This is a genomic window from Acinetobacter sp. UBA801, assembly GCA_002296655.1.
Classification (GTDB): domain Bacteria; phylum Pseudomonadota; class Gammaproteobacteria; order Pseudomonadales; family Moraxellaceae; genus Acinetobacter.
In genome coordinates, this window is the sequence record DBIN01000057.1 from 23984 (window position 1) to 48167 (window position 24184).

21 protein-coding genes and 2 pseudogenes are annotated in these 24184 nt (G+C 39.9%); 11 read left to right on the forward strand and 12 right to left on the reverse strand.

The window, feature by feature from the left end; all coding sequences use genetic code 11:
* Positions 1-39 precede the first annotated feature (39 nt).
* On the forward strand, positions 40-660 hold the full coding sequence (locus tag B2W49_RS11445) for an aminotransferase (RefSeq protein ID WP_291341390.1): 621 nt from the start codon (positions 40-42) through the stop codon (positions 658-660).
* Between the two features lie 120 nt (positions 661-780).
* On the opposite strand, the gene prpC is transcribed toward B2W49_RS11445, so the two are convergent.
* Both prpC and prpB read right to left on the reverse strand, forming a co-directional pair.
* Positions 781-1917 (reverse strand): bifunctional 2-methylcitrate synthase/citrate synthase, encoded by a 1137-nt coding sequence (prpC, locus tag B2W49_RS11450; protein WP_291341392.1) that lies wholly within the window; start codon positions 1915-1917, stop codon positions 781-783.
* A 4-nt stretch (positions 1918-1921) separates the two neighbouring features.
* Positions 1922-2806 carry a methylisocitrate lyase gene (gene prpB, locus B2W49_RS11455; RefSeq protein ID WP_291341394.1) on the reverse strand — a complete coding sequence of 295 codons (885 nt, stop codon included), beginning with the start codon at positions 2804-2806 and terminating at the stop codon, positions 1922-1924.
* A 335-nt stretch (positions 2807-3141) separates the two neighbouring features.
* Here prpB and B2W49_RS11460 point away from each other — a divergent pair.
* The 3 genes and pseudogenes from B2W49_RS11460 to B2W49_RS11470 form a co-directional block, all read left to right on the forward strand.
* A pseudogene (locus tag B2W49_RS11460) lies at positions 3142-3789 on the forward strand (TetR/AcrR family transcriptional regulator); the annotation flags it as partial.
* Between the two features lie 113 nt (positions 3790-3902).
* On the forward strand, positions 3903-4823 hold the full coding sequence (gene argF, locus B2W49_RS11465; RefSeq protein WP_291341396.1) for an ornithine carbamoyltransferase: 921 nt from the start codon (positions 3903-3905) through the stop codon (positions 4821-4823).
* Between the two features lie 89 nt (positions 4824-4912).
* Positions 4913-5386 carry a hypothetical protein gene (locus B2W49_RS11470; protein ID WP_291341398.1) on the forward strand — a complete coding sequence of 158 codons (474 nt, stop codon included), beginning with the start codon at positions 4913-4915 and terminating at the stop codon, positions 5384-5386.
* 27 nt (positions 5387-5413) lie between these two features.
* Here the strand turns inward: B2W49_RS11470 and B2W49_RS11475 are convergent, their stop codons facing one another.
* From B2W49_RS11475 to rpiA, 7 genes are all read right to left on the reverse strand, one after another.
* Positions 5414-5767, reverse strand: a complete 354-nt coding sequence (locus B2W49_RS11475; protein ID WP_087012416.1) for a YnfA family protein — start codon at positions 5765-5767, stop codon at positions 5414-5416.
* Positions 5768-5855: 88 nt separating this feature from the next.
* A complete protein-coding gene (gene clpA / locus B2W49_RS11480) occupies positions 5856-8132 on the reverse strand; it encodes an ATP-dependent Clp protease ATP-binding subunit ClpA (protein ID WP_291341403.1) in 2277 nt (758 codons plus the stop codon).
* Positions 8133-8141: 9 nt separating this feature from the next.
* On the reverse strand, positions 8142-8558 hold the full coding sequence (clpS, locus tag B2W49_RS11485; RefSeq protein ID WP_291341405.1) for an ATP-dependent Clp protease adapter ClpS: 417 nt from the start codon (positions 8556-8558) through the stop codon (positions 8142-8144).
* A gap of 19 nt (positions 8559-8577) precedes the next feature.
* The gene (locus tag B2W49_RS11490; RefSeq protein WP_291341406.1) at positions 8578-9351 is read right to left on the reverse strand and encodes a DUF6776 family protein; all 774 of its coding nucleotides are present in this window, start codon (positions 9349-9351) and stop codon (positions 8578-8580) included.
* Positions 9352-9430: 79 nt separating this feature from the next.
* A complete protein-coding gene (gene argC / locus B2W49_RS11495; RefSeq protein ID WP_291341408.1) occupies positions 9431-10486 on the reverse strand; it encodes an N-acetyl-gamma-glutamyl-phosphate reductase in 1056 nt (351 codons plus the stop codon).
* A gap of 398 nt (positions 10487-10884) precedes the next feature.
* Positions 10885-11577 carry a M48 family metallopeptidase gene (locus B2W49_RS11500; RefSeq protein WP_291341410.1) on the reverse strand — a complete coding sequence of 231 codons (693 nt, stop codon included), beginning with the start codon at positions 11575-11577 and terminating at the stop codon, positions 10885-10887.
* A gap of 110 nt (positions 11578-11687) precedes the next feature.
* On the reverse strand, positions 11688-12359 hold the full coding sequence (gene rpiA, locus B2W49_RS11505) for a ribose-5-phosphate isomerase RpiA (protein ID WP_019837303.1): 672 nt from the start codon (positions 12357-12359) through the stop codon (positions 11688-11690).
* Between the two features lie 104 nt (positions 12360-12463).
* Between rpiA and ilvA the strand changes: the two genes are divergently transcribed.
* The 3 genes from ilvA (at position 12464) to B2W49_RS11520 (ending at position 16125) form a co-directional block, all read left to right on the forward strand.
* Positions 12464-14002: a threonine ammonia-lyase, biosynthetic gene (gene ilvA, locus B2W49_RS11510; RefSeq protein WP_291341414.1), complete on the forward strand. Its 1539-nt coding sequence runs from the start codon at positions 12464-12466 to the stop codon at positions 14000-14002.
* Positions 14003-14131: 129 nt separating this feature from the next.
* Positions 14132-14788, forward strand: coding sequence for a potassium channel family protein (locus tag B2W49_RS11515; protein WP_291341416.1), 657 nt, complete (start codon positions 14132-14134; stop codon positions 14786-14788).
* Entirely contained in the window at positions 14785-16125 is a 1341-nt protein-coding gene (locus B2W49_RS11520; RefSeq protein ID WP_291341418.1) for a TrkH family potassium uptake protein, read from the forward strand. Before B2W49_RS11515 ends, B2W49_RS11520 begins: the two co-directional genes overlap by 4 nt.
* A 96-nt stretch (positions 16126-16221) precedes the next feature.
* On the opposite strand, the gene B2W49_RS11525 is transcribed toward B2W49_RS11520, so the two are convergent.
* The 3 genes from B2W49_RS11525 to B2W49_RS11535 form a co-directional block, all read right to left on the reverse strand.
* Entirely contained in the window at positions 16222-17370 is a 1149-nt protein-coding gene (locus B2W49_RS11525) for a phospholipase A (RefSeq protein ID WP_291341420.1), read from the reverse strand.
* Between the two features lie 34 nt (positions 17371-17404).
* A complete protein-coding gene (locus B2W49_RS11530) occupies positions 17405-20344 on the reverse strand; it encodes an insulinase family protein (protein ID WP_291341421.1) in 2940 nt (979 codons plus the stop codon).
* A 149-nt stretch (positions 20345-20493) separates the two neighbouring features.
* Positions 20494-20943, reverse strand: a complete 450-nt coding sequence (locus B2W49_RS11535) for a GNAT family N-acetyltransferase (protein ID WP_131260878.1) — start codon at positions 20941-20943, stop codon at positions 20494-20496.
* 139 nt (positions 20944-21082) lie between these two features.
* Here B2W49_RS11535 and B2W49_RS11540 point away from each other — a divergent pair, with 139 nt between their 5' ends.
* From B2W49_RS11540 to B2W49_RS11555, 4 genes and pseudogenes are all read left to right on the forward strand, one after another.
* The gene (locus tag B2W49_RS11540) at positions 21083-22087 is read left to right on the forward strand and encodes an adenosine kinase (RefSeq protein ID WP_291341425.1); all 1005 of its coding nucleotides are present in this window, start codon (positions 21083-21085) and stop codon (positions 22085-22087) included.
* A gap of 14 nt (positions 22088-22101) precedes the next feature.
* A complete protein-coding gene (locus B2W49_RS11545; protein WP_291341431.1) occupies positions 22102-22413 on the forward strand; it encodes a Rieske (2Fe-2S) protein in 312 nt (103 codons plus the stop codon).
* A 162-nt stretch (positions 22414-22575) separates the two neighbouring features.
* Positions 22576-23184 carry an OB-fold-containig protein gene (locus tag B2W49_RS11550; RefSeq protein WP_291341427.1) on the forward strand — a complete coding sequence of 203 codons (609 nt, stop codon included), beginning with the start codon at positions 22576-22578 and terminating at the stop codon, positions 23182-23184.
* A gap of 208 nt (positions 23185-23392) precedes the next feature.
* Positions 23393-24151 (forward strand): annotated as a pseudogene (locus B2W49_RS11555) (transposase family protein).
* The last annotated feature ends 33 nt before the right edge of the window (positions 24152-24184 follow it).

Here is a 24184-nt window from a genome sequence, read left to right on the forward strand (position 1 = left end):
CGTACACTCATTTTATGTATAAAGTGGATGATCTATGCCATGCGCTACAACGCTATTCTGTTCGTTACTGCCAGTTTATGGCTACCTAGTTTTGCTTTTGCAACTGTTGGTGGTCCGCAAAATATTGAAGTTTTAGGTTTAGATCAAGCAGATCAAAAAGTCTATTTGATGCGACATTATTTAGATGGTCGTGGTCGTTTACCGCAATTGTATTACTATCAACTCAATCGAAAGCAGTCGCCTGCGAAACTCATTGAAGTTAAATCGCTATATATCAATCCAAAAACCAAACGCATTGATTATGATCAGAACAGTCAAAAGTTTGATCGTGAAATTGCTAAAATTAGAAAACGGTTGAAACCTTTGACGCCAATCCGTGCCAGTTCTGCCAAAATTCAAATCCTTTCAAAAAAGACAGCTTACGTCGCATCGTGGTTTGATCCTGAAATTAAAGTTCCCCAATTCAACTACACCTACCGCCTACGTTATGGCAATTTAAAAAGTCCGATTCAACAGGCGGTAGATTATAAAACAGGATTAAGTATTTCTCAGCGCTACCAAATCCCACAGCAGAATAAAGTGTTGATTACGGTAAAATATTTAGGTATCCCTTTTGAAACAGGTTATAGCATTGAAGATCCTGTTCTACTTTCACGCTAATCTTAGCAATGATCCCTCAAAAAAATAAGGTTGCATTGCTCAACAATGAAACCTTATTTTTAGTCTAAATGCAGCATCACTAAACCAAAATTCTAGCTATGCAACTTTTGAGACAACCAATTAAGCTGCTGAACGCTCTGCAATTGGTACAACTTTGCGTAATTCAGGACCAGTATACTCTGCACTTGGACGGATAATACGGTTATCTGCACGCTGTTCCATCACGTGTGCGGCCCAACCTGTTACACGGCTCATCACAAAGATTGGTGTAAATAGTTTGGTCGCAATGCCCATAAAGTGATACGCAGACGCATGGAAGAAGTCAGCATTACAGAACAACTTCTTCTCACGCCACATCACTTCTTCACAACGTACCGATACAGGATAAAGTACGGTATCGCCTACCTCTTGCGCTAAACGCTCAGACCAGATTTTGATGATGCCGTTACGTGGATCATTGTCTTTATAAATTGCGTGACCAAAGCCCATGATTTTTTCTTTACGTTCCAGCTTGCCTAGCATTTCACGCTCAGCTTCTTCTGGCGAGGTCCAGTTTTCAATCATTTCCATCGCAGCTTCATTCGCGCCACCATGCAATGGACCACGTAATGAACCAATCGCACCTGTAATACATGAATGCATGTCAGATAAAGTGGATGCGCAAACACGTGCCGTAAAGGTCGATGCGTTGAACTCATGCTCTGCGTATAAAATTAATGATACGTTCATGACTTGTTCATGCAATTCATTTGGTTTTTCACCGCGTAATAAATGCAAGAATTGTGCACCGATTGAGTCATCATCCGTATTTTCTTCAATACGCACACCATCATGGCTATAACGATACCAATAGCAGATAATGGCTGGCAAAGTTGCCAAAATACGGTCTGCAACATCTTGTTGCTGTTCAAATGACTGTTCGGTTTCTAGGTTACCTAGCATTGAAACGCCTGTGCGCATCACATCCATAGGGTGTGAATCTGCAGGAATACGCTCAAGCACTTCTTTCAATGCTTGTGGCAATGCACGTAAAGATTTCAATTTTGCTTTATAGGCAGCCAATTGCTCTGAAGTCGGCAATTCACCAAAGAAAATCAGGTAAGCAACTTCTTCGAACTGACAGTTTTCTGCCAAATCCTGCACATCATAACCACGGTAAGTTAAGCCTGCGCCACTTTTACCTACAGTTGAGAGTGAAGTTTTACCTGCCACTTGTCCGCGCAATCCTGCGCCTGTGAGTACTTTTCCTTCAGCCATTTTTTTAATTCTCCTGTTTGAACAGCTTGTCTAATGTGTTTTCAAAAGTGTGATAATCAAGGAATTCGTATAATTCTTTACGTTGCTGCATTTTGTCTAAGACATTAACTTGAGTGCCATCTTTACGAATAGATTGCATCACTTCTAAGGCAGCTTTTTGCATGGCACGTGTTGGTGAAAGTGGATACAACACCATACGAATACCCTGCTCCGCCAATTCTTCTGTGGTGTAGTATGGGGTATCACCAAATTCAGTAATGTTTGCAAGTACTGGTACACCAACTGCATCACATACTGTTTTATACATGGTAATGTCTGTCATCGCTTCAGCAAAAATTGCATCTGCACCCGCTTCCACACATGCACAAGCACGGTCAATCACCGCCTGCAAACCTTCTTTTTGCAAGGCATCTGTACGTGCCATGACAACAAAGTTTGAATCAGTTTTTGCATCAACCGCAGCTTTAATTCGATCGACCATTTCTTGCTGAGTTACAATTTCTTTGTTTGGACGGTGTCCGCAACGCTTTTGTGCAACCTGATCTTCAATGTGTACTGCAGCAGCACCTGCAGCAATCATTTGCTTAATACTGCGGGCAATATTAAATGCACCACCCCAACCTGTATCAATATCCACCAATAATGGAGTATCTACACGCTCAGTAATACGACGTACATCTTCCAAGACGTTGTCTAAACTAGTCATGCCCAAGTCAGGTAAACCGTAAGAGTAATTGGCGACACCTGCGCCAGATAAATAAATGGCTTTATAGCCAACCTGCTTTGCCATCATTGCAGCATAAGCATTTACCGTGCCGATAATTTGTAATGGCTTTTCCACTTCTAAAGCTTGTCTGAATCTAAAGCCCGCAGATGTTTGTTCTGTCATCTTCCTTTCCGCTTTTTTACTATATTTTTCGAGATTTGAGTATATCGAGAATGAGAGATTGCGCCATGGCTTTTTAGAATCTATACTCTAAAACTTTAGTCAAATAATTTTAAAATTTATTGCACAATAAATTTTCGTGATATTGGTTATTCTTTATTTTTGATAAACACAGATTTTTAGTATACTTAAAAAGCAAAATTAAGCTATTTTCTTAAATAATGACTATTTCAGCTCCAATTATGTCATGTCCAAGTACACTTCTACACAGCACCTTGTACATATATTTGCTATAATAACAATCTTCTTTCTATTTAAATGCTGACTTTTTATTCAATATGCATGAACTCGCTCACTTCGCTCCTTTAGCTAAAGATATACCACCAACTAAGCGTGGTCATGAGCGATGTGTGGCATTATTAGTCAGTGCAACCGAGTTATTTTTAGAGCGTGGTTACGATGCCGTATCTTTAGATGATATTGTGCAACACGCAGGTGGTTCTAAAGCGTCGATCTATAAATACTTTGGCAATAAAGAAGGGTTATTCAAGGCCATTTGTGATTATCGCCGTGATAAGTTTTTTCAGGATATTCACATCCCTTTTGAACAAATTGACTCAAATTTACGTGGTTATCTAATTCAGACCTTATTGAATTTTTATCATCATATTCTAGAACCAGAAAATGCAGCCTTTATGCGTCTGGTATTAGAACAAAGCCAGCGCAATCCTGACATTGCCTTACACATACATGAGCGTGGTCCTTTGCATGTACAACTTTGTATTGCCAAAGTATTAGAACATGCCTGTCAGCAGGGTTTAATTTCTTGCGAACAGCCTATTTATTCTGCACAACTTTATTTTGGTATTTTAAGAAATTTTGAGTGGCGCATCATTATGGGTATTCCCAAACAAGAAACGGAACAAGAAACAACCAATTATGTAAGTTATTGTGTAGATCGCTTTTTAGAGGCACATCAAAAACTTAGAATTTTTGCAATTTCTGCATCCTATAGTATATTAGCCGATTCCCTTTTTCACTTAACCAACCAACAACTAATTGTTGTTTTTCCCATTCAACAATTATTGTGGAGTAACGAATGGCTCTACGTCACTTTCTAACATTACGCGATTTATCGACTTTAGAACTGAATCAAATTTTGCAACGCGCCATTGAGCTCAAGCGTAAACAGCATAACAATGAAGTTTTCCAGCCTTTTCTAGGCAAAGTCATGGGTATGATTTTTGAAAAATCCAGCACCCGAACCCGTGTATCGTTTGAAGCTGGCATGAGTCAGTTTGGTGGTAGCGCAATTTTCTTATCATCACGTGACACGCAATTAGGTCGTGGTGAACCAATTGAAGATTCTGCACGTGTCATTTCAAGCATGCTTGATATTGTGATGATTCGTACCTTTGGTCACGACATTGTAGAACGCTTTGCTTCTTACTCTAAAGTTCCTGTTATCAATGCTTTAACTGACGATCATCACCCTTGTCAACTCCTTGCAGACATGCAAACCTATGTTGAACACCGTGGTTCAATTGAAGGTAAAACTGTGGCATGGATTGGCGATGGCAACAATATGTGTAATTCATATATTGAAGCAGCACACATGTGGGGCTTTAATTTAAAAATTGCTACACCGAAAGGTTACGAGCCAGAGCAGCGTTTCCTTTCCGAATTTGCACACTGCGTAGAATTGGTAGATTCTGCAGAAGATGCAGCAGTTAATGCAGATCTTATTGTGACCGATGTTTGGGCAAGTATGGGCCAAGAACAAGAACAAAAAATCCGTGAAAAAGCATTTGCAGACTATCAAGTAAATGAAGGTTTGATGGATTTGGCACATCCTGATTGTTTATTTATGCACTGCTTGCCTGCGCACCGTGGTGAAGAAATTTCTGAAAATATGCTCGACCATAAAAATGCAGTGGTATGGGATGAGGCAGAAAATCGCTTACATGCACAAAAAGCATTGGTTGAGTTTTTAATCAATGAAAATACCAAGAAAGATTAATTAATTTTTCCAACGAAAAGCACCCAAGGGTGCTTTTTTATACCGCAAAAGCTATAATCGGAACATAATTTTTATAAGCGACACTTTCCATGCATTTCAAAAAAACTGCCCTGTGCCTTGCTACAATTCTAAGCTCTACTTTTATTCAGGTTCAAGCCTCAGAATTTGATGACTATTTACAGTCCAAACAAATTATTGATCAAAATTTTAAAATTCAACAACCAGAAAAATTGAATGAAATATTAACGGTATTAACTGCAGAAGACTCTCGAACTCTCCCAATTGAAATTGATAACAACACCATCATTGAACAATTTAATCTATATGCAGACCGTACCGAGCTTAAAGGCTTGATCATTACCCCTGATTTTGTACAGTTTGAACAGGATTTGGGTGTAAAAGAAATTCAAAAAGTGATTAAAAAGAATGTTGTACAAAACTGCAATATTTTCTTCGAGCATCAATATCAACGCCACAACCCCTACATTGTAAAATTACAGCTCAGCTCTGAGAAAAATAGCTACGATTTAGAACTCAAGCAAAAAGATTGTGGTATCAGATAGTACCTTTTTAGCGATTGGTTCTCTACTTTAGCGAACCAATCCTTGTGGTTGTAAGATAATCATGGCCGCACCAATTAATACCACTGCCCCACCCATTATGTCCCAACGGGTCAAATATACTTGATCGACATAACGTAACCATAGCAATGCGGTAAAAATATAAATTCCGCCATAAGCGGCATAAATACGTCCCGAAGCAGCTGGATGTAAAGTCAACAACCACACAAAAGCACCTAACGCTAAAGCTGTAGGAATCCACAACCAATGGCTTCTTCCCTGATTTAAAATCAAATAAGGGAAATAACAACCTAATATTTCCATCACAGCGGTTACCAAAAACAGTACAAATGTACTTAAAACTTTCGTCAATTGAATATCCATGCAACCTACTATTATTACTTCTAACTGTTAAATACTTTCTTCAATAAAAAACCCGTGCGAACACGGGTTTTTTATTATGTAGCAATCTTTAAGCAGGTTCAGCCGTTTGATCTTCAAACACTTCAAGTTTCAAACCGACGGCCTTACCGTTCTCTTTCTTCACAGAAACAGCCACATTACCGCCCTGTTCTGCAAGTTCACCAAACAGAATCATTTCAGCCAATGGTTTTTTCAAATGCTCTTGAATTAAACGTTGCATTGGCCGTGCGCCCATCAGGCGATCATATCCATGCTCAGCCATCCATTCACGCGCATCTTGATCAACCTCAAGAATGACTTTTTTATCATCCAACTGTGCCTGCAATTCAGTCAAGAATTTATCCACTACATTTTCAATTACAGTAGTAGGTAAAGCTTTAAATTGAATTACTCCATCCAGACGGTTACGGAACTCAGGCGAGAAGGCTTTTTTCATCGCTTCTTGGTTGTCATTACTGTTGTCTTGATCCATAAAACCAATACTCACGCGTGAAAGACTTTCCGCACCGATATTGGTGGTTAGAACCAAAATCACATTACGGAAGTCTGATTTACGACCATTATTATCGGTCAATGAACCATGATCCATAATTTGTAGCAATAGGTTAAATACATCCGGATGCGCTTTCTCAATTTCATCCAATAACAACACACAATGCGGATTTTTATGAATCGCATCAGTGAGTAAGCCACCCTGATCAAAACCTACATAGCCTGGAGGTGCACCAATTAAACGTGAAACCGCATGGCGCTCCATGTACTCAGACATATCAAAGCGAACCAACTCCACACCCAACAGTTTTGCCAACTGTTTAGTAACTTCGGTTTTACCGACGCCTGTTGGGCCAGCAAATACAAAACTACCGACTGGTTTGTCTGGTGTTTTTAAACCAGCACGTGACAGTTTAATCGCTGATGCTAATGCTTCGATAGCTTCATCTTGACCAAAGACCACACGTTTTAAATCACGTTCAAGATTTTCAAGAACGGTCTTGTCATCTTTTGACACAGTTTTTGGTGGAATACGTGCAATTTTAGAGACGATATCTTCAATGTTTTCCACTGTGATTAAAGTATCATCCTGCTCAGCTCTTAAACGACGCTGCGCACCTGCTTCATCAATTACATCAATGGCTTTGTCTGGCAAGAAACGGTCATTAATAAATTTAGCCGATAGCTCTACAGCAGATACCAATGCTTTATCATCATATTTAACATGGTGAAATTCTTCAAATTTCGATTTTAATCCACGTAAAATATCAATCGTTTCTGAAATTGAAGGCTCATTGACATCAATCTTTTGGAAACGGCGTGAAAGTGCATGGTCTTTTTCAAATACCTGACGATACTCTTGAAAAGTGGTCGAGCCAATGCAGCGCAAAGTACCATTTGCCAATGCAGGTTTAATTAAATTCGATGCATCCATAGTGCTGCCCATGCTTGAGCCTGCACCAATAATCATGTGTATTTCATCGATAAATAAAATTGCATCAGGTTTCTTTTTTAAGGCATTTAATAGTTGTTTTAAACGCTTTTCAAAGTCACCACGGTATTTCGTACCCGCGACCAATGCACCGATATCCAAACTATATACTTCGGCATTTTCAAGGGGTTTTGGCGCTTTACCATTCACAATCAACCATGCCAAACCTTCGGCAATAGAAGTTTTACCCACCCCAGGATCGCCCACCAACAATGGGTTATTCTTACGACGACGGCATAGAATTTGTGCAGCACGCTCAATTTCTTTTTCACGCCCAATTAATGGATCAGTTTTACCCTTTTGCGCCTCAGTATTCAAATTTAGCGTGTAAAGCTCTAGCGGGCCTGCATTGGCAGAACTTGAACTTTCGCTATCTAGCTCTTCAGCCTCTTCTTCAGCCTGTGTTTCATCTTTACGCGTACCGTGCGACAAATACTGAGTCAAAGTTAAACGGTTGATTTGATGGCGTTTAAGTAAATAGACCGCAAAAGAATCACGTTCTGAGTACATCGCCACTAAAATATCAGCACCTTCTACAGTGCGGTCACCACCGCTCGATTGCACATGGAAAATGCCACGTTGTAAAATACGGTCAAAACTTTCTGTTGGATGTGGGGCTTGATCGTTATTTTCAGCTAGTTTAGGGGTATGCTGTTCTACATATTCTTCTAGTTCTTTACGCAATACAACTACATCTGCACCACATGCTTTCAACGCATTAACAGCAGAATCATTGTCTAATAAAGCCAATAATAAATGTTCAACCGTTAAGAACTCATGTCTCTTCTGACGAGCCATGCTAACAGCCAAACGTAATGATACTTCTAATTGACGACTGAGCATGTAACCCCCTTAATCTTTAGGCTCAATCTGACAAAGCAATGGATGACCTTGTGATCGAGCGTAATTATTGACTTGGTTCGCTTTGGTTTCCGCAATATCCCGCGGATAGACCCCAGCGGCACCTTTTCCTTCATAATGTACAGTTAGCATTACTTGAGTCGCCTGGTCAAGATTCATTGCAAAGTATTGTTGTAAAATTTCAATTACAAAGTCCATTGGGGTGTAATCATCGTTCATTAAAACGACAACATACAAAGGTGGACGCTTTAATTGAGGCGGTGCTGTTTGTAACGCAATGTCGCCATCCTCTGCATGCCCCGCATCATCTACACTTAAACGTGGACTCACATGCCAATCGACATAGCCAGATTGGTGAAACGTATTTTTTATTTCGTTTAAACAAATTGATCGATTTTGACTTCGCATAAGGTTTACATATCACACATTATTGAGCACTGGCTTCAGCTTGTGGAATTTCAGAAATAAATGCTGAATCGGCTTCCACGGCTTTACCTTTGCTCCAACTGAAACGTTTAATCACAGGAGTTGCACCATTTAAACGGACTTCAATAAAGTCTGGATTAAATCCTTTAGGCATGCTCCAACGCCCCGTTAAACGCTCATAATTATCAAAATTAAAATTGCTGTCTTCCATCGGAACAACCAGCACTTCTGTACCTTGAATTAAACGCAACTCTACCGTACCGCTTGCACGTCGTTTGTTTGGACTCACTTGCAGCAAATCGATCTGATATTCATAAGCATTGTCTGGTAATGGTTTTACCCCAACATTTTGCACAGTCAAACTTAAACCACCACGTTGACGCAAGACTTCACGATAAATCGCGCTCATACCTTCAGTACGCTGCTTATCTTCAGTCGCTTGAGTGAAAGCTTGATACAAGTCATTAGAATTACTGACCGCAACATCACGCTCTTGAACCGCAGCATTTAAGCTCTTATTCAGACTTTCCAAACGCGTTTTTTGTTCTTGCACCACTTCAACCAGTTGCTCTGCATCGGCATCGTAACCAACCACAGTTAAGCCCTGACGATGCCCGACTGAATAGCCCAAAAAACCACTGCCTAAAATTAAAATGGCAGCGCCAATTGCTAAAGGCGCATTGCTTTCAAGAAATGGCTTTTTTTCTGGCGGTGTAGATGAGGGTGTCATGCTTGAATTTGACTGTGACGTGGTTTCTGTATCGGTGTTATGCATCGTCATCTCTTGTTTTGATTCATTCAAAACACACATTTAAATCGAAATCTAAATGTGTGTGAAGTTGAAAAACGTGTTCTTATGGTAATAAACCAATCACCTCAAGTCCTGCATGTTCTGCAAAACCAAACATCAGGTTCATATTTTGTACTGCTTGCCCTGCTGCACCTTTCACCAAATTATCTTGAGCAACCAAAAGTACTAATTTTTTCGGTTGTGGCTTATACAGTGCAATACGCAACTGGTTAGCGCCACGTACCGAGCGCGTTTCTGGTGAACTATTGGCAGGCATAACATCTACAAACTGTTCATTGGCATAAAACTGCTCATACAGGCTTTGTAAATTTGCTGTATCACCTGCATCGGTTAAATCTACATAAATGGTGCTAAGCATACCGCGAATCATAGGCACCAAATGCGGTACAAATACGATGTGATCGAACACATCTTTTTGACCCGAAATATTTTCCAATGCTTCTACAATTTCTGGGTGATGGCGATGTCCTGCAACACCATAAGCCTTGAAGTTGTCTGCATTTTCAGAATAAATCATGCCTAGACTGGCTTTACGACCTGCACCAGATACACCTGATTTTGCATCAATAATAATGCTTTCAGGTTTCACTAAAGCTTCAGCTTGTTTAAATAATGGCGCTAAACCAAGTTGCACAGTAGTCGGATAACAACCCGGGTTACCAATCACTTGTGCTTGTTTAATTTGCTCACGGTTGAGTTCAGACAAACCATAAACTGAATCTTTTAAAATCTCAGGGCAAGCATGTTGCATACCATACCACTTTTCAAACTGTGATAAGTCTTGCAAACGGAAGTCTGCTGCTAAATCGACCACCTTGGTATTGGCTGCTACAAGCTCTGCAGCATGTTGCATTGCAACACCGTGGGGTGTAGCAAAGAAAACCACATCACACTGCTTTAATTCTTCGATGTTTAAATCAGAGTAACACAGATCTGTGTGTCCACGCAGACTTGGGAACATATCATCTACACGGCGACCCGCTTCTGTACGTGAAGTCAATACATTTACTTTTACATTTGGGTGTCGTAGCAAAAGACGCAATAATTCAACGCCTGTATAACCTGTACCACCGACAATACCAACTGAAATCACGTGCATTACCTCAATTCAAAAGCATGTTTAAGCTAACGCTATAGTATGACAGGAAGTTTTAGTTTTCTAAACTGTTTTGCTTGGGTTTTGAGGCTTTTATTCAGCATTTTGACTACAATCATAAATATACTATTTTTTTATGTAATACGCCAAACACCTCTTCATTACAGTCCTCTGATGTAAGTGTTGGCTTTTCTTACCAGAATTTTTCTTTATCCCAGTCAATATAACAACCCATTTGCTGAATATTAACCAATCTGCTTTCTTGTTTTGAAATTCTAAAAATTACTGAACCAAACGACTTCCCTATAATGAGTTTGGGCAAATCACGATGATCAGTAATGACTAATCCTGTTTCCAATATAGAAAGTTACGCTTAAAAAGATTTCCATTCTTTTATTGTTTTAGCTATTTCTGTATTCATACCACCACCAAGGCAAAAGCGTCGTTTTTAACTGTTTGCGATGCTGCAAATAGTGCACATCATGCCGCTGCACTTCAGCCCAAAATGCAGGACTATGATCAAAATGTCGGGTATGTACCAACTCATGCACAGCGACATATCGCACAATCTGTTCGGAAAACAACACCAAAGCGCTATTGAGCATAATATGATGTTGAGCACTACAACTGCCCCAACGGGTTTTCGGTTGACGAATTGCACAGTGTTTAAATGGCAAATCAATTTCACGGCTAACTGTTTGCAAATATATTGGCAACATTTGTTTGGCATAAGCAATAACAAAGGCTTTTAAATATGCTGCAGGTTGACGGTCACTGACCCAAAGGCAATGCTTTTTTAAATCTAAAATAAAACTGTGTTTTTGTGTTTGATAGTAGATATTTAAAGGCTCATCTAAATTAAAAAGTGCCAACTGATTTGGTAATTCACGCTGTACAAATCCTTGCTGTGCCTGCTGTTTATGCCAAGTTTCGATCATCCACTGCTCAGATTGCTGCAAAAAATCCAGAATTTGTCGTTGAGTACAATATTTCGGCACAGTTAAGCGAATTTGATGCGGCTCGACACGTAATCTTAAACGGGTTGCTTTTGCATGTGCTGTGATTTGAATTTCAGGAAGGTCGGATAGCATCATTATTGTTCTTTTTAGAGAATCCGCACCACCCCTTTAATAAAAAAGAAAGATAAAGTCCTTCTTTTTTTAAAGAGGGGTTTGGGGGAGATTAACTCTTAAAGGAGTGGAGTTTAAATTGCAATTCGTTCTTCAATGCCATTATTGGTTGCTACAATTGCAATATCAGCTTTATTGATGGCAAAAATGCCGTTGGTCACAACACCTGGAATATCATTCAAGGTTTTTTCTAATTCCAACGCATTTAAAATATTTAAATTATAAACATCTAAAATCACGTTGCCATTATCAGTTACCACACCTTCACGGTAAGCAGGATCGCCACCTAAAGCCACAATTTTACGTGCTACCGCTGAACGAGCCATTGGAATCACTTCAATTGGCAATGGAAACTCACGTCCTAACTGCTCTACCCATTTTGAATCATCGACAATACAAATAAACTTACGCGCAATAGAAGCCACGATTTTTTCACGGGTCAGCGCTGCACCACCGCCTTTAATCATGTGCATGTGACGGTCAATTTCATCGGCACCATCAACATAAGCATCTAAACTGCCTACAGAGTTCATATCGACTACTTCAATACCAAGCTTCTTCAAACGCTCCGCAGTCGCTTCAGAACTTGCCACAGCTGCTTCTAATTGTAATTCAGGCAATAAATCAATCAGGAAATTCACAGTACTGCCCGTACCTACCCCCAAAATCCCGCCTTTAGGCAAATGTTTTAATGCTGCTTTGGCAGCCGCTTGCTTCTTTTCATCTTGGGTAGCGTACAGACTCATGACTTCACTCAACTATTTTGACATTTGTTGCCGATTTTACAGCGCAAATGTGCAGGGGTTTGTTACAATAACCCCTATTTTAAACTGTTAGATGGAAGATTAACATGCTGTCTCGTTTGGTTCGACAAATTTTACAAGCAACGGTCTACGATGTTGCAATCGAAACCCCACTCGACGCAGCGCCACGAATTAGTGAAAAACTGAACAATAACATTCGCTTTAAACGTGAAGACTTACAACCTGTATTCTCTTTTAAATTGCGTGGTGCGTATAACCGTATTAGCCAGTTACCCCAAGACCAACTTGAACGTGGTGTAATTACTGCCTCTGCAGGTAATCACGCCCAAGGTGTAGCACTGTCTGGGCAAAAACTGGGAATTCGTGCCATTATCGTTATGCCTAAAACCACGCCAGATATTAAAGTCCAAGCGGTAAAACGCTTAGGTGGCGAAGTGGTACTACATGGTGACTCATTCGATGTTGCCAACAAATATGCCATTCAACGTGCCCAAGATGAAGGCATGACGTTTATTCCACCGTATGACGATGAATTAGTCATGGCAGGTCAAGGTACAATTGCCAACGAAATTTTGCGTCAATGGCGCGATGTCGAATACGTTTTCGTTGCTGTTGGTGGTGGCGGTTTAATTGCAGGTGTTGCAGCTTACTTGGGCGATGTCGCACCGCATGTCAAAGTCATTCCTGTAGAATATGATGAATCGGCTTGTTTAAAAGCGGCTTTTGAAGCCAATGAGCGAGTCATTTTGCCGCAAGTTGGTTTATTTGCCGATGGTACTGCTGTCGCACAAATTGGTGAGAAGCCGTTTGAAGTCTTACAACTACAAAAATCAGATCAATCAGGCCCAATTGTTGAACGTGATGTGGTTTTGGTGAATACCGATGAAATTTGTGCGGCAATTAAAGACACATTTGATGAAAACCGCAGCATTGTTGAACCTTCAGGTGCTATGGCTTTGGCTGGTATCAAAAAATATGTCGAGCAACACCAACTGCAAAATAAAAACATGGTGTCAATTGTTTGTGGCGCAAACATGAATTTTGACCGTTTACGCTATATCGCGGAACGTACTGAACTCGGTGAACATAAAGAAGCAATTTTTGCCGTGACCATTCCAGAAGAAAAAGGGGCGTTCCTTAACTTCTGCCGTGCGCTGCAAGGTCGCAATATCACTGAGTTCAACTACCGAGCCAGTGATGCCACTGCCGCGCAAGTCTTTGTTGGCATCAGCCTAAAATCTGGTGAAAGAGAGCGCCACGACATTTATGAGTTACTCAAAACCCGATACGATGTTGATGACTTGTCAGATGATGAAGTAGCAAAACTACACATTCGTTATTTGGTCGGCGGTCATGCCGATATTGAAAATGAACGTCTATTCCGTGTGGAGTTTCCTGAACGTCCGGGTGCATTACTCACCTTCTTGGAACGCTTAGGCCCAACCCATAACATTACTCTGTTCCATTACCGTAACCACGGTGCAGCGGAAGGTCGTGTATTGGTGGGTTTAGAAGCTTCGGATGCTAAACAGAACCCAGATGGTTTAATCGAAACTTTGGAAAAGATCACTTATCCATACCAAGAAATTACCAACAACTTGGGTTATCAGCGTTTCTTAAAATAACCGATCACACATCTCAATAAGTGCAAAAAACCGCTGATTCCAGCGGTTTTTAGTCATTTCGCTACAGTATAAATCCATAAAATATTTTAGTATATTGCAAGAATAATATAATTTTTTCAGGATGATGCTATGGCGCAATTTGCTGTCATTGGTTTAGGTAGTTTTGGTGCAACTGTGGCGACACAATTGGTCAAACTCAACCATGATGTCATTGGGATTGATAGCAATAAAAAGTTTGTAGAAAACATTGCCGATCAAATTACCCATGCGGTGATTGCCGATGCAACCGATGAACACGTTTTGGAAGAACTGAATATTCAAAATTGTGATGCAGTGGTGGTCGCCATTGGTGAAGATATTGAAGCCAGTATTTTGTGTGTCTTAAATTTAAAGAATTTAGGTATTTCTAAAATTTACGTTAAAGCCAAAAGCAAAGCGCACACCATGATTTTAACCCATTTGGGCGTAAGTAAAATTATTCACCCTGAAGAAGATATGGGCGTTCGCATCGCGCAATCGCTAAGTTATCCTATGGTGAGTCGTTATATGAGCCTAAACGACAACCACTATATTGTAAAAGTAAAAATTAAAGACAACTTGCATGGCACGCGCATTCATAGTCTGATATCACATGCATCCGAAGTTAAACTTTTACTGTTTAAACGTGCCGAAACGATTTTCTATACGCTTGAATCCAATTTAATGCTACAAACAGATGATATTTTGGTGGTTGAAGGACAACTTGAACCATTAAAACGCTTATCTAAACAATTTAAGTCAGAATGAAAAAAACAGCGAAACAACCAATCAAAACTGTCAATTTAAGCCCACCCAGTCTTTTGGCACTGGGCTTTTTAAGCTTTATTAGCATTGGCACAATCTTGCTGAAACTGCCCATTTCCCATCATGGTGAGATGAGCTGGATCAATGCCTTATTCACTGCTACATCCGCAGTGACCATTACTGGATTGTCAGTGGTGAATATAGGCGATGCTTATACCGTATTTGGACAATTGGTCATTATGTTGTTATTACAATGTGGTGGCTTGGGTTTCATGACCTTTGCTATTTTAGCGGTTTTGAGCTTTTCATCCAAAATTGGTTTAAAACAACAAATTATGGCACAAGACACCATTGGGCAAACCAACCTATCTAAAGTGTCGATGACCATTAAAGGCGTATTGCTCTACTCATTGTTTTTTGAAGGGATAGGCACAATTATTTTAACCTTGGCATGGATGCAGGATTATCCATTAAGCGATGCGTTTTTTTATGCGGCTTTCTATAGTGTTTCAGCCTTTAACAATGGTGGATTTTCATTATTTCCAAATAGCTTAATGAGCTTTGCAGATCAATACCTGATTACCTTAACTATTAGTATGCTGTATATCATTGGCGGTATTGGTTTTGTGGTGCTCATGGATATTAAGCGCGCCAAACGCTGGAAAAAACTCTCACCCAACAGCAAACTCATTTTGTCGACCATTGCCAGTTTAAACTTTGTGGCTTTTCTGCTGATTTGGGCGATTGAAGCCAATAATCCACACACCCTTGCAGCCATGAGTATTGGCGATCAAGCCCTCAATGCGTGGTTTCACGCTACCGTTCCTCGCTCTTCAGGTTTTAATAGCCTAGATGTCGCAAGTATGCAAAATAGCTCAACCTTGCTCACCATGCTTCTGATGTTTATTGGTGGTGGCTCGCTCAGTACCGCAGGCGGTATTAAAGTTGGTACATTTGTTATTGTCGTTTTAAGCGTGATCAGTTTTTTAAGACGTTCAGATGAGGTGCGTGTGTTTAATCATGCCATATCTGAACGTACCACCTTTAAAGCTTTGGCGGTGATCAGCATTACAGGCATGTTAATTTGCATCGGTTTATTTAGCTTGCTTGCCCTTGAACCGAAACTAAATTTCTTAGACCTGTTGTTTGAGGCTGTATCTGCAGCGTGTACAGTGGGTTTATCACGTGGTGTTACGGGTGAATTACAACCTGGTAGTTTAATTATTTTAATGTTGTTGATGTTTGCAGGTCGTTTAGGGCCGCTGACTTTGGCTTATTTAATCGCCACACCACAAAAAAGCCGAATTAAACATCCAACCGCAGATATTCAAATTGGATAAAAGCTAGATACGATCTGACTTCAAAAACAAACGCCAATCATCAAGATTGGCGTTTTATATTCAGCTAGCAAGGGTAAGAAATCAATCTCAATACGCCTAGAACCAATTCATTAAAGACACACCTAAACCAACATAGGTGGCGCGGTGGTTATAATCAATCAGACTTTCACCATAACCATCAAATAGTTGAAAATGACCGCGTAATTTGCCACTGATTGGGAAAACCCAGTCAAACTGCGCTGCGCCGTGTGAGTCATCACCACCTTTTAAACTATGACGAAGCATCAAAGAAAAGTCATGCTCTTTCCAGCGATAAAATGCCAACATATCGCCACGCCCGATATAATTTTTAATTTCAGGGTTATTGTCATCACTGCGGTCTTCTTCAATGCGATACCACGGACGTAACATCAAGGCAAAATTGTCTTTTTCAAAACCTAAATTAAAAATCACCCGATTCCAACTGCGTGATAACGGATCAGAACGACCATTGGATTGATGGTTCAGCGTCACACCTAATAAACGACCATACAGCCCCAAAAGTGTATAGTTGGTACGGAACATCAAACTGGCTTCAGGCTCATAATTGGTTTCACGAAATGGACGTGATTCATCACCATTATAAACCTGCCAACGTGATGACTGGGTATAACCTAACCACACATCACCATTATCCCCCAACAGATTTTCTACTGCTTTGGTTTTTAAAGACAGTTGAAATTTGGTTTCCGTTGAGGTCAGATTTTGTTCCTTACCCACTTGAACAGTATTTTGCTCATTCAAGCTTTGTGGACGTTCATTTTTATCGGACGTCCAAAAAGCAGGCATCAAATACACAGGTTGATAAGCACGTAAATTCCATGTACCTAATTTACTATCGGATGAAAGCTCCCAGCGTTTATCCAATATAGATACATTCGGATCGAGCTTTGGTACATCAAATGAAAATAAATTACTCACACCTACCGCAATTTTTTCTTTCAGGGTTTCAGGTGCAGGAGCAAGTGCCTGAGCGGCTTGGCGTTCGCTAATTAGTGGTGTTTTTTCTGCTTCAGGAATTTTAAACAATGCATCATAGCACGCCAAACGATCAGCATTTGCCTCTAAAGCCACACAGGCTTCAGGTGTTGCAGGTGCAACTAAGCTAGCTGGGTCTTGTGCATAAATTTTCGACACAAACACAGTGCTGAGTGCAGCAACACTCAGCGACAGTCCTCTGTATTCAAAAAGTTTGAACGCGCTCATAAATCACCCCAAGTTTTAGTTTTTATTTCACGTATCAATTCACTTGTTTAATTTCAAACCCAAGTTCGAGCAATGCTTGACGTTTTGACACAGGTGCGACTACAGCTTTAGATGCTTGCTGCTGACGCAAATATTGCTCTGCAACACGTTTTAAATCATCTAAAGTCACTGCCAATAACCGCTCACGTAATAATGTACGGAATGCAGGTGTACGTGCGTGCAATAATGCATAACATGCAGTAATCGCTTCACCTGCAGGTGAACCTGGTTTATCCATGCTGGCAATTAAACCTAAAATCGCCTCTTCAAGTTGATGCGGCAATTGCTCTGCATTAAATAACCAATCAATACTCGCTTCAAAGTCTGCAAAAGTTTCTGCCAAGCGTGGATCACGGTAACTATAAAAACGGAATGAACATGCATTGCCATCGTAACTTGCACCGCCACCGTAAGCACCGCCCTTTTCACGGATTGCACTGTGTAAGAAACCATTGCGTAAATATGCAGCTAAAACCATTAAAGGTGCAGCATCTGAGTGTGACACTTCCACCGCAGGATATGCTGCCGCACAGAATTGTACATTGGATTGAATCAACCATGCCTGATCTTGCTCTGAATGATCTACAGGAACTTGGGTTAAAGCTGCAGCATTTTCTGCGACAGTGAGTTTATCCCAAACCTCTTGAACTTCTTCGACCAAACGATCAGATTGATGTTCTTCACATACCAACAAAAATTGCTTAGGCGCTTGTAGTAATTTATGGTGAATCAATTGCAATTCTGCAATCAGTTTCTCATATTCCGCTGTATCTTTTTCAATTTTATCAACCAAGTCTGCCAACCAATTTAATGCGCCCAAACCTGTATTGTTGTAATCACGCAGCGCCAAGGCACTGTGATGACGCCCTGCAATTTGCATAGCATAACTGTGACCAGAGCCCGATAAACGTGACTGCCAACGGGTTTTACGCTGTTGTAACAACTCTATAATGCGATCTTTTTCATCAAAACGTAATTGCTCAAATGCCAATTTCAGCAAGCGGATGGCTTCAAAATTATTCACCAAAGACTTGGTAGTTAAGGTGAGCCATGCACTGATCTGATTTTTGTCATCAATTTTAGAACGTAAAGATGCTCCCATACCCAAACCACCACTCACTGCGGTTTGTAGCTGTTGCAATTCTAAATAGCTGTATTCACCCGCACCCACTTCGCCCATTAAAATAGACAGTAAATTAAAGTATGGTGATTGTACAATTTCATCAGGAATTTGAATCAACACTTGCTGATAGTAAATTCCATTGGTACCTGCATGATATAAATTTAAAGGATAATCAATGCGGTTGCAGATAATTTCACGCAACTCACCCTGCACAATATGCAAGGCTGCAGGCACATCTTCAAGACCAACTTTTGGCAATAAATTCAAATCATCTGGCGTATCTTGACGGACTTTTAAAGCTTCTGTTTGCGCGATGATTTCTGCTTTTTGCGCATCTGTGAGTTGTGCGCCTATCTCAGCCAGGCGTGCTTTTTCAAGTGCGGCATCTTTGGCCGATTTTTCTGCATCTGGCACCAAAGTCATTTGCACACGGTGCGGGTTATCAATTAAATGTGTCTGAATTAATTGCGATAACCACATTGGGTCTTTAAGTTCTTCTTTGACTTGTTCAATTGCAGTATCCACATCCCACACCTGAATTGGGTCATTGTGGTGAATGGCACTGCTTAAACCATTTAAAATCAAGCTCAAACCGTATGGCATACCATCGCCATTAATTTCACGCTGATGTAATTCAATTTGATGCAAAATTGCATCGACCAAAGCCGTATCCACAGGCTGCGAAGCCACGTCTTGTAAAATTTTTAGAACGCCCGCCTGAAATTCAGCTGCATGTTCTGGGTTTGAACCTTGCACACCACAGAAGAATGTCATTTCAAAGTTGGAGTCATCCACACCCATCAACGGGCCTGTCGATTGTGCATGCGCCCAAGTTTCCAAATAATGACGTAGTGGTGATGCAGAGTTTTCGAGTAAAACACCTTCAACCAAACGCATACCTAAACGTAATTTAATATCGCTCGCTTCAGGCAATAACCACGCCAAAACATGATACGTTTTATCTTTAAGCTCTTCTGCATCGACTGCATAACTTTCAGTCACTGTCACTGGCGCAGTTAAACGACGTTCAGGCTTAGAATACAGCGTTTCGCCCTGCTCAAATTTCGCCAAAGCTAATTTTTCAAACTGTTCTTGTAAATCGTATGCAGGCGTATTACCAAAAGTCATAAATACCGCATTACTTGGGTGATAATGTGACTTATAAAAATCCACCAATTCTTGATAGGTCAAATCTGGAATATCTTTCGGGTCGCCGCCTGAATTGTAGTGGTAGGTCGTTTCAGGGAATAAATGATAAGCCAATTGGTGATAAAGCTGATCGGTTGGCGAGCTCATTGCACCTTTCATTTCATTAAATACCACACCTTTATAAACAGGCTCACCATTTTCCAACTCAATCCGAATGCCTTCCTGAGCAAAATCCAGAGGATTTAAATTGGCTGCGAAAGCCGCATCCATATACACCGCAAGCAGGTTTTGGAAATCTTTTTTGTTTTGTGTCGCAAATGGATAAGCCGTCCAATCCGCCGCAGTAAATGCGTTCATAAAAGTATTCAATGAACGACGAATCATTAAAAAGAACGGGTCACGTACAGGGAATTTTTCAGAACCACACAACACAGTATGTTCTAAAATATGCGCCTCACCTTTGGAATCCATCGGCTGAGTGCGAAATGCGACTAAAAATACATTTTCGTCATGATCTGTCGCCAAGTGATAATGCACCGCACCTGTAACTTTATGTTTATATTCAGACACTAAAATGTCTAAGGCTTCAACATGGTGTTGACGTACCAACTGAAACGCAGGATGTACAGTCTGGGAAATGGTTTCAGTGACATCTACAGTCATGTGATCTCCTAAAAATAAGCAAATAAAAAACTAAAGCCATTATAGCTTTAGTTCTTTAAATTTTTCACGTGGAAAACCCGACTAAATTGATTGAAATTTGCAAAGTAGCAACAAAATGCTGCGCTGTAATGCTTGCAGCATAAGCCAAACTAGATCAGGTATTTAAAATAACTATAGTTTGGATGATTCTCAACATATACATAATTTTGTTTTTGATAGAAATGTGCTGCAGATTTAGTATCTGTATTCAGGCACAGTGCAGAGAAATTGGCACGTGCTTTTTTCTCTAAATGTTGCAATAACTGTTTACCCACACCATGTTTACGGTAATTTGGTAAAACATAGAAACGACGAACCCGCCCGATGCGACTTTCAATGTCTTGCTCATTCCACTGTTGGTTTAAGCCACCGCAAGCAACCAATTGTTCGCCATCATAAACAAACAGTAAGAATTCACCAGGCTGATCAAAGCGGTTTTTGCCACTTTCCCATTCTTCAATTAAACGATGGACAAAATCAAAGCCTTCCTGAGCAGCATGTTTTGCCAAAGTCTGTATTTGCGCTGGTAATTCCTGTGCTTCTTTAATTTCGATGTTCATCTAACCTTCCTGATAACTCTGCTAAACCCCTATTTTCCATCAATATCATTCATTCAACTGAATTTTATTCATGAAACTACAGCAATCCTGAGCATTGGTGTAAACTTAGCGTTTTTAATTTTGACTGTGATTTAAAGACATGGCAACTGTTGACCTTTTTGCAATTGGTAATGCATTAATTGACCAAGAATTTCAAGTCTCGGATGACTTCCTCATTCAACATAGCTTGCAAAAAGGTACTATGCAATTAACCGATGGTGAAACACAAGCAAATTTATACAACAACTTAATTAAAACGCAAAGACATAAAGGCCAAGCTTCGGGCGGTTCTGCAGCAAATACAACAGTCGCATTCAGTGCTTTAGGCGGTCAAGCCTTCTATGCCTGCCGTGTTGGTAACGATGATTTGGGTGATATTTACCTCAAAGGTTTAAATGAAGCAGGTATTTACACCACAACCAAATCAGTCAGTGAAGGTGTTACAGGGACTTGTATGGTACTAGTGAGTGATGACTCTGAACGTACCATGCACACTTACTTGGGCATTACTGCAGAACTTTCTGCCACACAAATTGATTTTGACCCACTTAAAACAGCAAAATGGCTTTATATCGAAGGTTATTTATCTACCAGTGATACTGCACGCGCTGCAGTAAAACAGGCGCGTGAAATAGCCAAAGCCAATCAAGTAAAAATTGCACTGACTTTATCTGATCCTGCCATGGTGCAATATGCGCGTGAAGGTTTGGATGAGTTATTAGACGATGGTGTGGATTTGATCTTCTGTAACCAACAAGAAGCGATGATGTACACAGGTACAGAAACGGCTGAAGCTGCTTTAGAACAGTTAAAACAAAAAAGCAAATACATTGTCATTACATTGAGTGCACAAGGTGCTTTAATTTATGATGGCAACAACACATTTTCTGTACCAGGCCGTCCAGTCACTGCTGTTGATGCCAACGGTGCCGGTGATGCCTTTGCCGGTTCATTCCTGTATGCACTCAATGCAGGTTTAGGTTTCCAAACTGCAGCTCAACTTGCCATTCTCGTTTCAAGTGAAGTGGTTGCTCAATTCGGCCCTCGTCTTGCGGTAAAAGATTACGCTAAACTTTTGCATAACATTCAAAAGGAATCTGCATAATGAATAAAATTTGTATGATGGAAGACATTCCTGAGCGAGAAGCACGTGCTTACGAAACGCCAAATGGTGATACGATTTTCATTACCCAACGCGATGGCATGTATTACGCTTATCAAAACGTCTGCCCACACTTACAAGTGGAATTAGAATTTTTAGAAAACCAGTTCTTAGACCGCGACCAAGAATATATTGAATGCTCAACACATGGCGCGTTGTTTATGGTTGAAACGGGCGAATGTATTTCTGGTCCGTGTTTAGGTCAGTCACTCGAGAAAGTCGAGATCAGCATTCATTCAGATGGTGGAATTTACTTAATTAACGACTAATTTTTACGCGGCTTTCACCAACCTGAAGAAAAGAGCTAAAAGTTCCAAATCTTAGCTCTATACAAAACCAGATCATTTATCTATGCTCTCTAAGCAGAGTTAGATCAATGATCTGCATCTAATAACATCACCTATAAATATTTCAACACGCGAGTTTAGCGCATGCATGAGTTTTTATCTGATTTGAACTTAATGCCCTTTCATCTCAGCCTGGTTGTTTTATTGCTACTCAGCACTGCCGAAACGATTGGTTATTACTTTAATTTTCGTCCAAGTCAGTTGCTCAAACATGCATTTTCACAACGGATTACAGAATCGCCGCTTTTAGATGTTAAATTTTCTAAAGTACTGATTTTTGTTTTTTTACTGATGAATTTCAGTGTTGCAGGATATTTTTTACAGTTCTTAATTTACTCACAAAAACAGCATTTCGTTCCTGCTTATTACATTATTATTCCAGCGTTTATTATTGCTATCTTTTTTACAGTCTTCATGATTCATTGTCTAGACCAAGTCATCAAACCCAAATACAGCGTGCGCCAAGTCGATTTGCTCGGACGTTTAGCCACAATTTCCAGTGGTAATGCCCGTCCTGGTTTTTCTGCACAAGCACGTGTGCGTGATGAGTTTGGACAACTGCATTATGTGCAGGTTGAACCTGAATTTGGTGAACTTGAATTTCAAGCTCAAGTTATTATTGTTCGCAAAAAACGATCTCACTATCTTGCCAAAAAAATTTCAGCTTCAAACAACTTGTTTAGCAATCAATAATTCATTTTTTAATATTTAAAACCAATCATGCTGACCTAAGAAAGTTAAAATTTTCCACTTAACTCAACACAATCTGTTGATTTTTAAATGATACATTTCATGTTATCCGTATAGAGTCTGTCAACAATTTTGTCTATGTTTACACTAGACTAAGCCAAAGATAAAACAACACTACACTATACCTCTTGCGCAAGTAAAAATTGTTTATATTAGCCCCACGAAATGTGAAAACTTAACTCGATTTAACGATGGGGAATTTAAACGACTCGTTGGTGTGCCTCATCCATTATTCTTAAAAATGGTATCAGTATTACAACACGCTGAACTTACCAAAGAAAATCTGGAAGACTTCATTCACTGTGTTTAGAGTATCAATTGTTATTAACTTTTAAATACTTACGCTGTGATAGAACTCAAATTGATTTGTCCCTGACTATAACATAGCTGAAAGTAATGTGAATCAAACTATTCCGAATAGTTGAAAATGCTCTGATTCAGTCAAGAATTTTCGCGTTGCCTAAAAGGAATCAAAAGTTTAGCAAGGGAGATTATGTGATTGTTGATGTGACTGAGTCACAGATTCAGCGTCCCAAAAAATAAGAAAACTCTATAGCGGTAAAGAGAAGAAACATACGCTAAAACAGGTCATTTTATTCCTCGACTAAAGCAAATTGTAAGCATACAGATCGAAAGTGGCAGAAAATATAATCTGACGATTGCGCGTAAATATTTGAAGAAGAAGATTATCCATCTTTGTATTATGGCAGATTTAGCCTATAAAGGATTTCATCAGATTAAGAATAAATTACTCATTCAAATCAATAAAGCTAAGAATTTATCATTACCTCAAATAGCAAAATAGCTCAACCAAGAAATCAATCGGAGTAGGATCACAATAGAACATATCAAAGGTAAACTTAAGTATTTTCGGATATTCACGGAACGCTTTAGAAATAGATGCAAATGATTTGATCTAAGAATAGACCTTGTATCTTGGAGG

Coding starts and splice junctions, on each gene's coding strand:
- B2W49_RS11445 (WP_291341390.1), top strand. CDS start 40: ATGCGCTACAACGCTATTCTGTTCGTTACTGCCAGTTTATGGCTACCT.
- prpC (WP_291341392.1), bottom strand. CDS start 1,917: ATGGCTGAAGGAAAAGTACTCACAGGCGCAGGATTGCGCGGACAAGTG.
- prpB (WP_291341394.1), bottom strand. CDS start 2,806: ATGACAGAACAAACATCTGCGGGCTTTAGATTCAGACAAGCTTTAGAA.
- argF (WP_291341396.1), top strand. CDS start 3,903: ATGGCTCTACGTCACTTTCTAACATTACGCGATTTATCGACTTTAGAA.
- B2W49_RS11470 (WP_291341398.1), top strand. CDS start 4,913: ATGCATTTCAAAAAAACTGCCCTGTGCCTTGCTACAATTCTAAGCTCT.
- B2W49_RS11475 (WP_087012416.1), bottom strand. CDS start 5,767: ATGGATATTCAATTGACGAAAGTTTTAAGTACATTTGTACTGTTTTTG.
- clpA (WP_291341403.1), bottom strand. CDS start 8,132: ATGCTCAGTCGTCAATTAGAAGTATCATTACGTTTGGCTGTTAGCATG.
- clpS (WP_291341405.1), bottom strand. CDS start 8,558: ATGCGAAGTCAAAATCGATCAATTTGTTTAAACGAAATAAAAAATACG.
- B2W49_RS11490 (WP_291341406.1), bottom strand. CDS start 9,351: ATGCATAACACCGATACAGAAACCACGTCACAGTCAAATTCAAGCATG.
- argC (WP_291341408.1), bottom strand. CDS start 10,486: ATGCACGTGATTTCAGTTGGTATTGTCGGTGGTACAGGTTATACAGGC.
- B2W49_RS11500 (WP_291341410.1), bottom strand. CDS start 11,577: ATGATGCTATCCGACCTTCCTGAAATTCAAATCACAGCACATGCAAAA.
- rpiA (WP_019837303.1), bottom strand. CDS start 12,359: ATGAGTCTGTACGCTACCCAAGATGAAAAGAAGCAAGCGGCTGCCAAA.
- ilvA (WP_291341414.1), top strand. CDS start 12,464: ATGCTGTCTCGTTTGGTTCGACAAATTTTACAAGCAACGGTCTACGAT.
- B2W49_RS11515 (WP_291341416.1), top strand. CDS start 14,132: ATGGCGCAATTTGCTGTCATTGGTTTAGGTAGTTTTGGTGCAACTGTG.
- B2W49_RS11520 (WP_291341418.1), top strand. CDS start 14,785: ATGAAAAAAACAGCGAAACAACCAATCAAAACTGTCAATTTAAGCCCA.
- B2W49_RS11525 (WP_291341420.1), bottom strand. CDS start 17,370: ATGAGCGCGTTCAAACTTTTTGAATACAGAGGACTGTCGCTGAGTGTT.
- B2W49_RS11530 (WP_291341421.1), bottom strand. CDS start 20,344: ATGACTGTAGATGTCACTGAAACCATTTCCCAGACTGTACATCCTGCG.
- B2W49_RS11535 (WP_131260878.1), bottom strand. CDS start 20,943: ATGAACATCGAAATTAAAGAAGCACAGGAATTACCAGCGCAAATACAG.
- B2W49_RS11540 (WP_291341425.1), top strand. CDS start 21,083: ATGGCAACTGTTGACCTTTTTGCAATTGGTAATGCATTAATTGACCAA.
- B2W49_RS11545 (WP_291341431.1), top strand. CDS start 22,102: ATGATGGAAGACATTCCTGAGCGAGAAGCACGTGCTTACGAAACGCCA.
- B2W49_RS11550 (WP_291341427.1), top strand. CDS start 22,576: ATGCATGAGTTTTTATCTGATTTGAACTTAATGCCCTTTCATCTCAGC.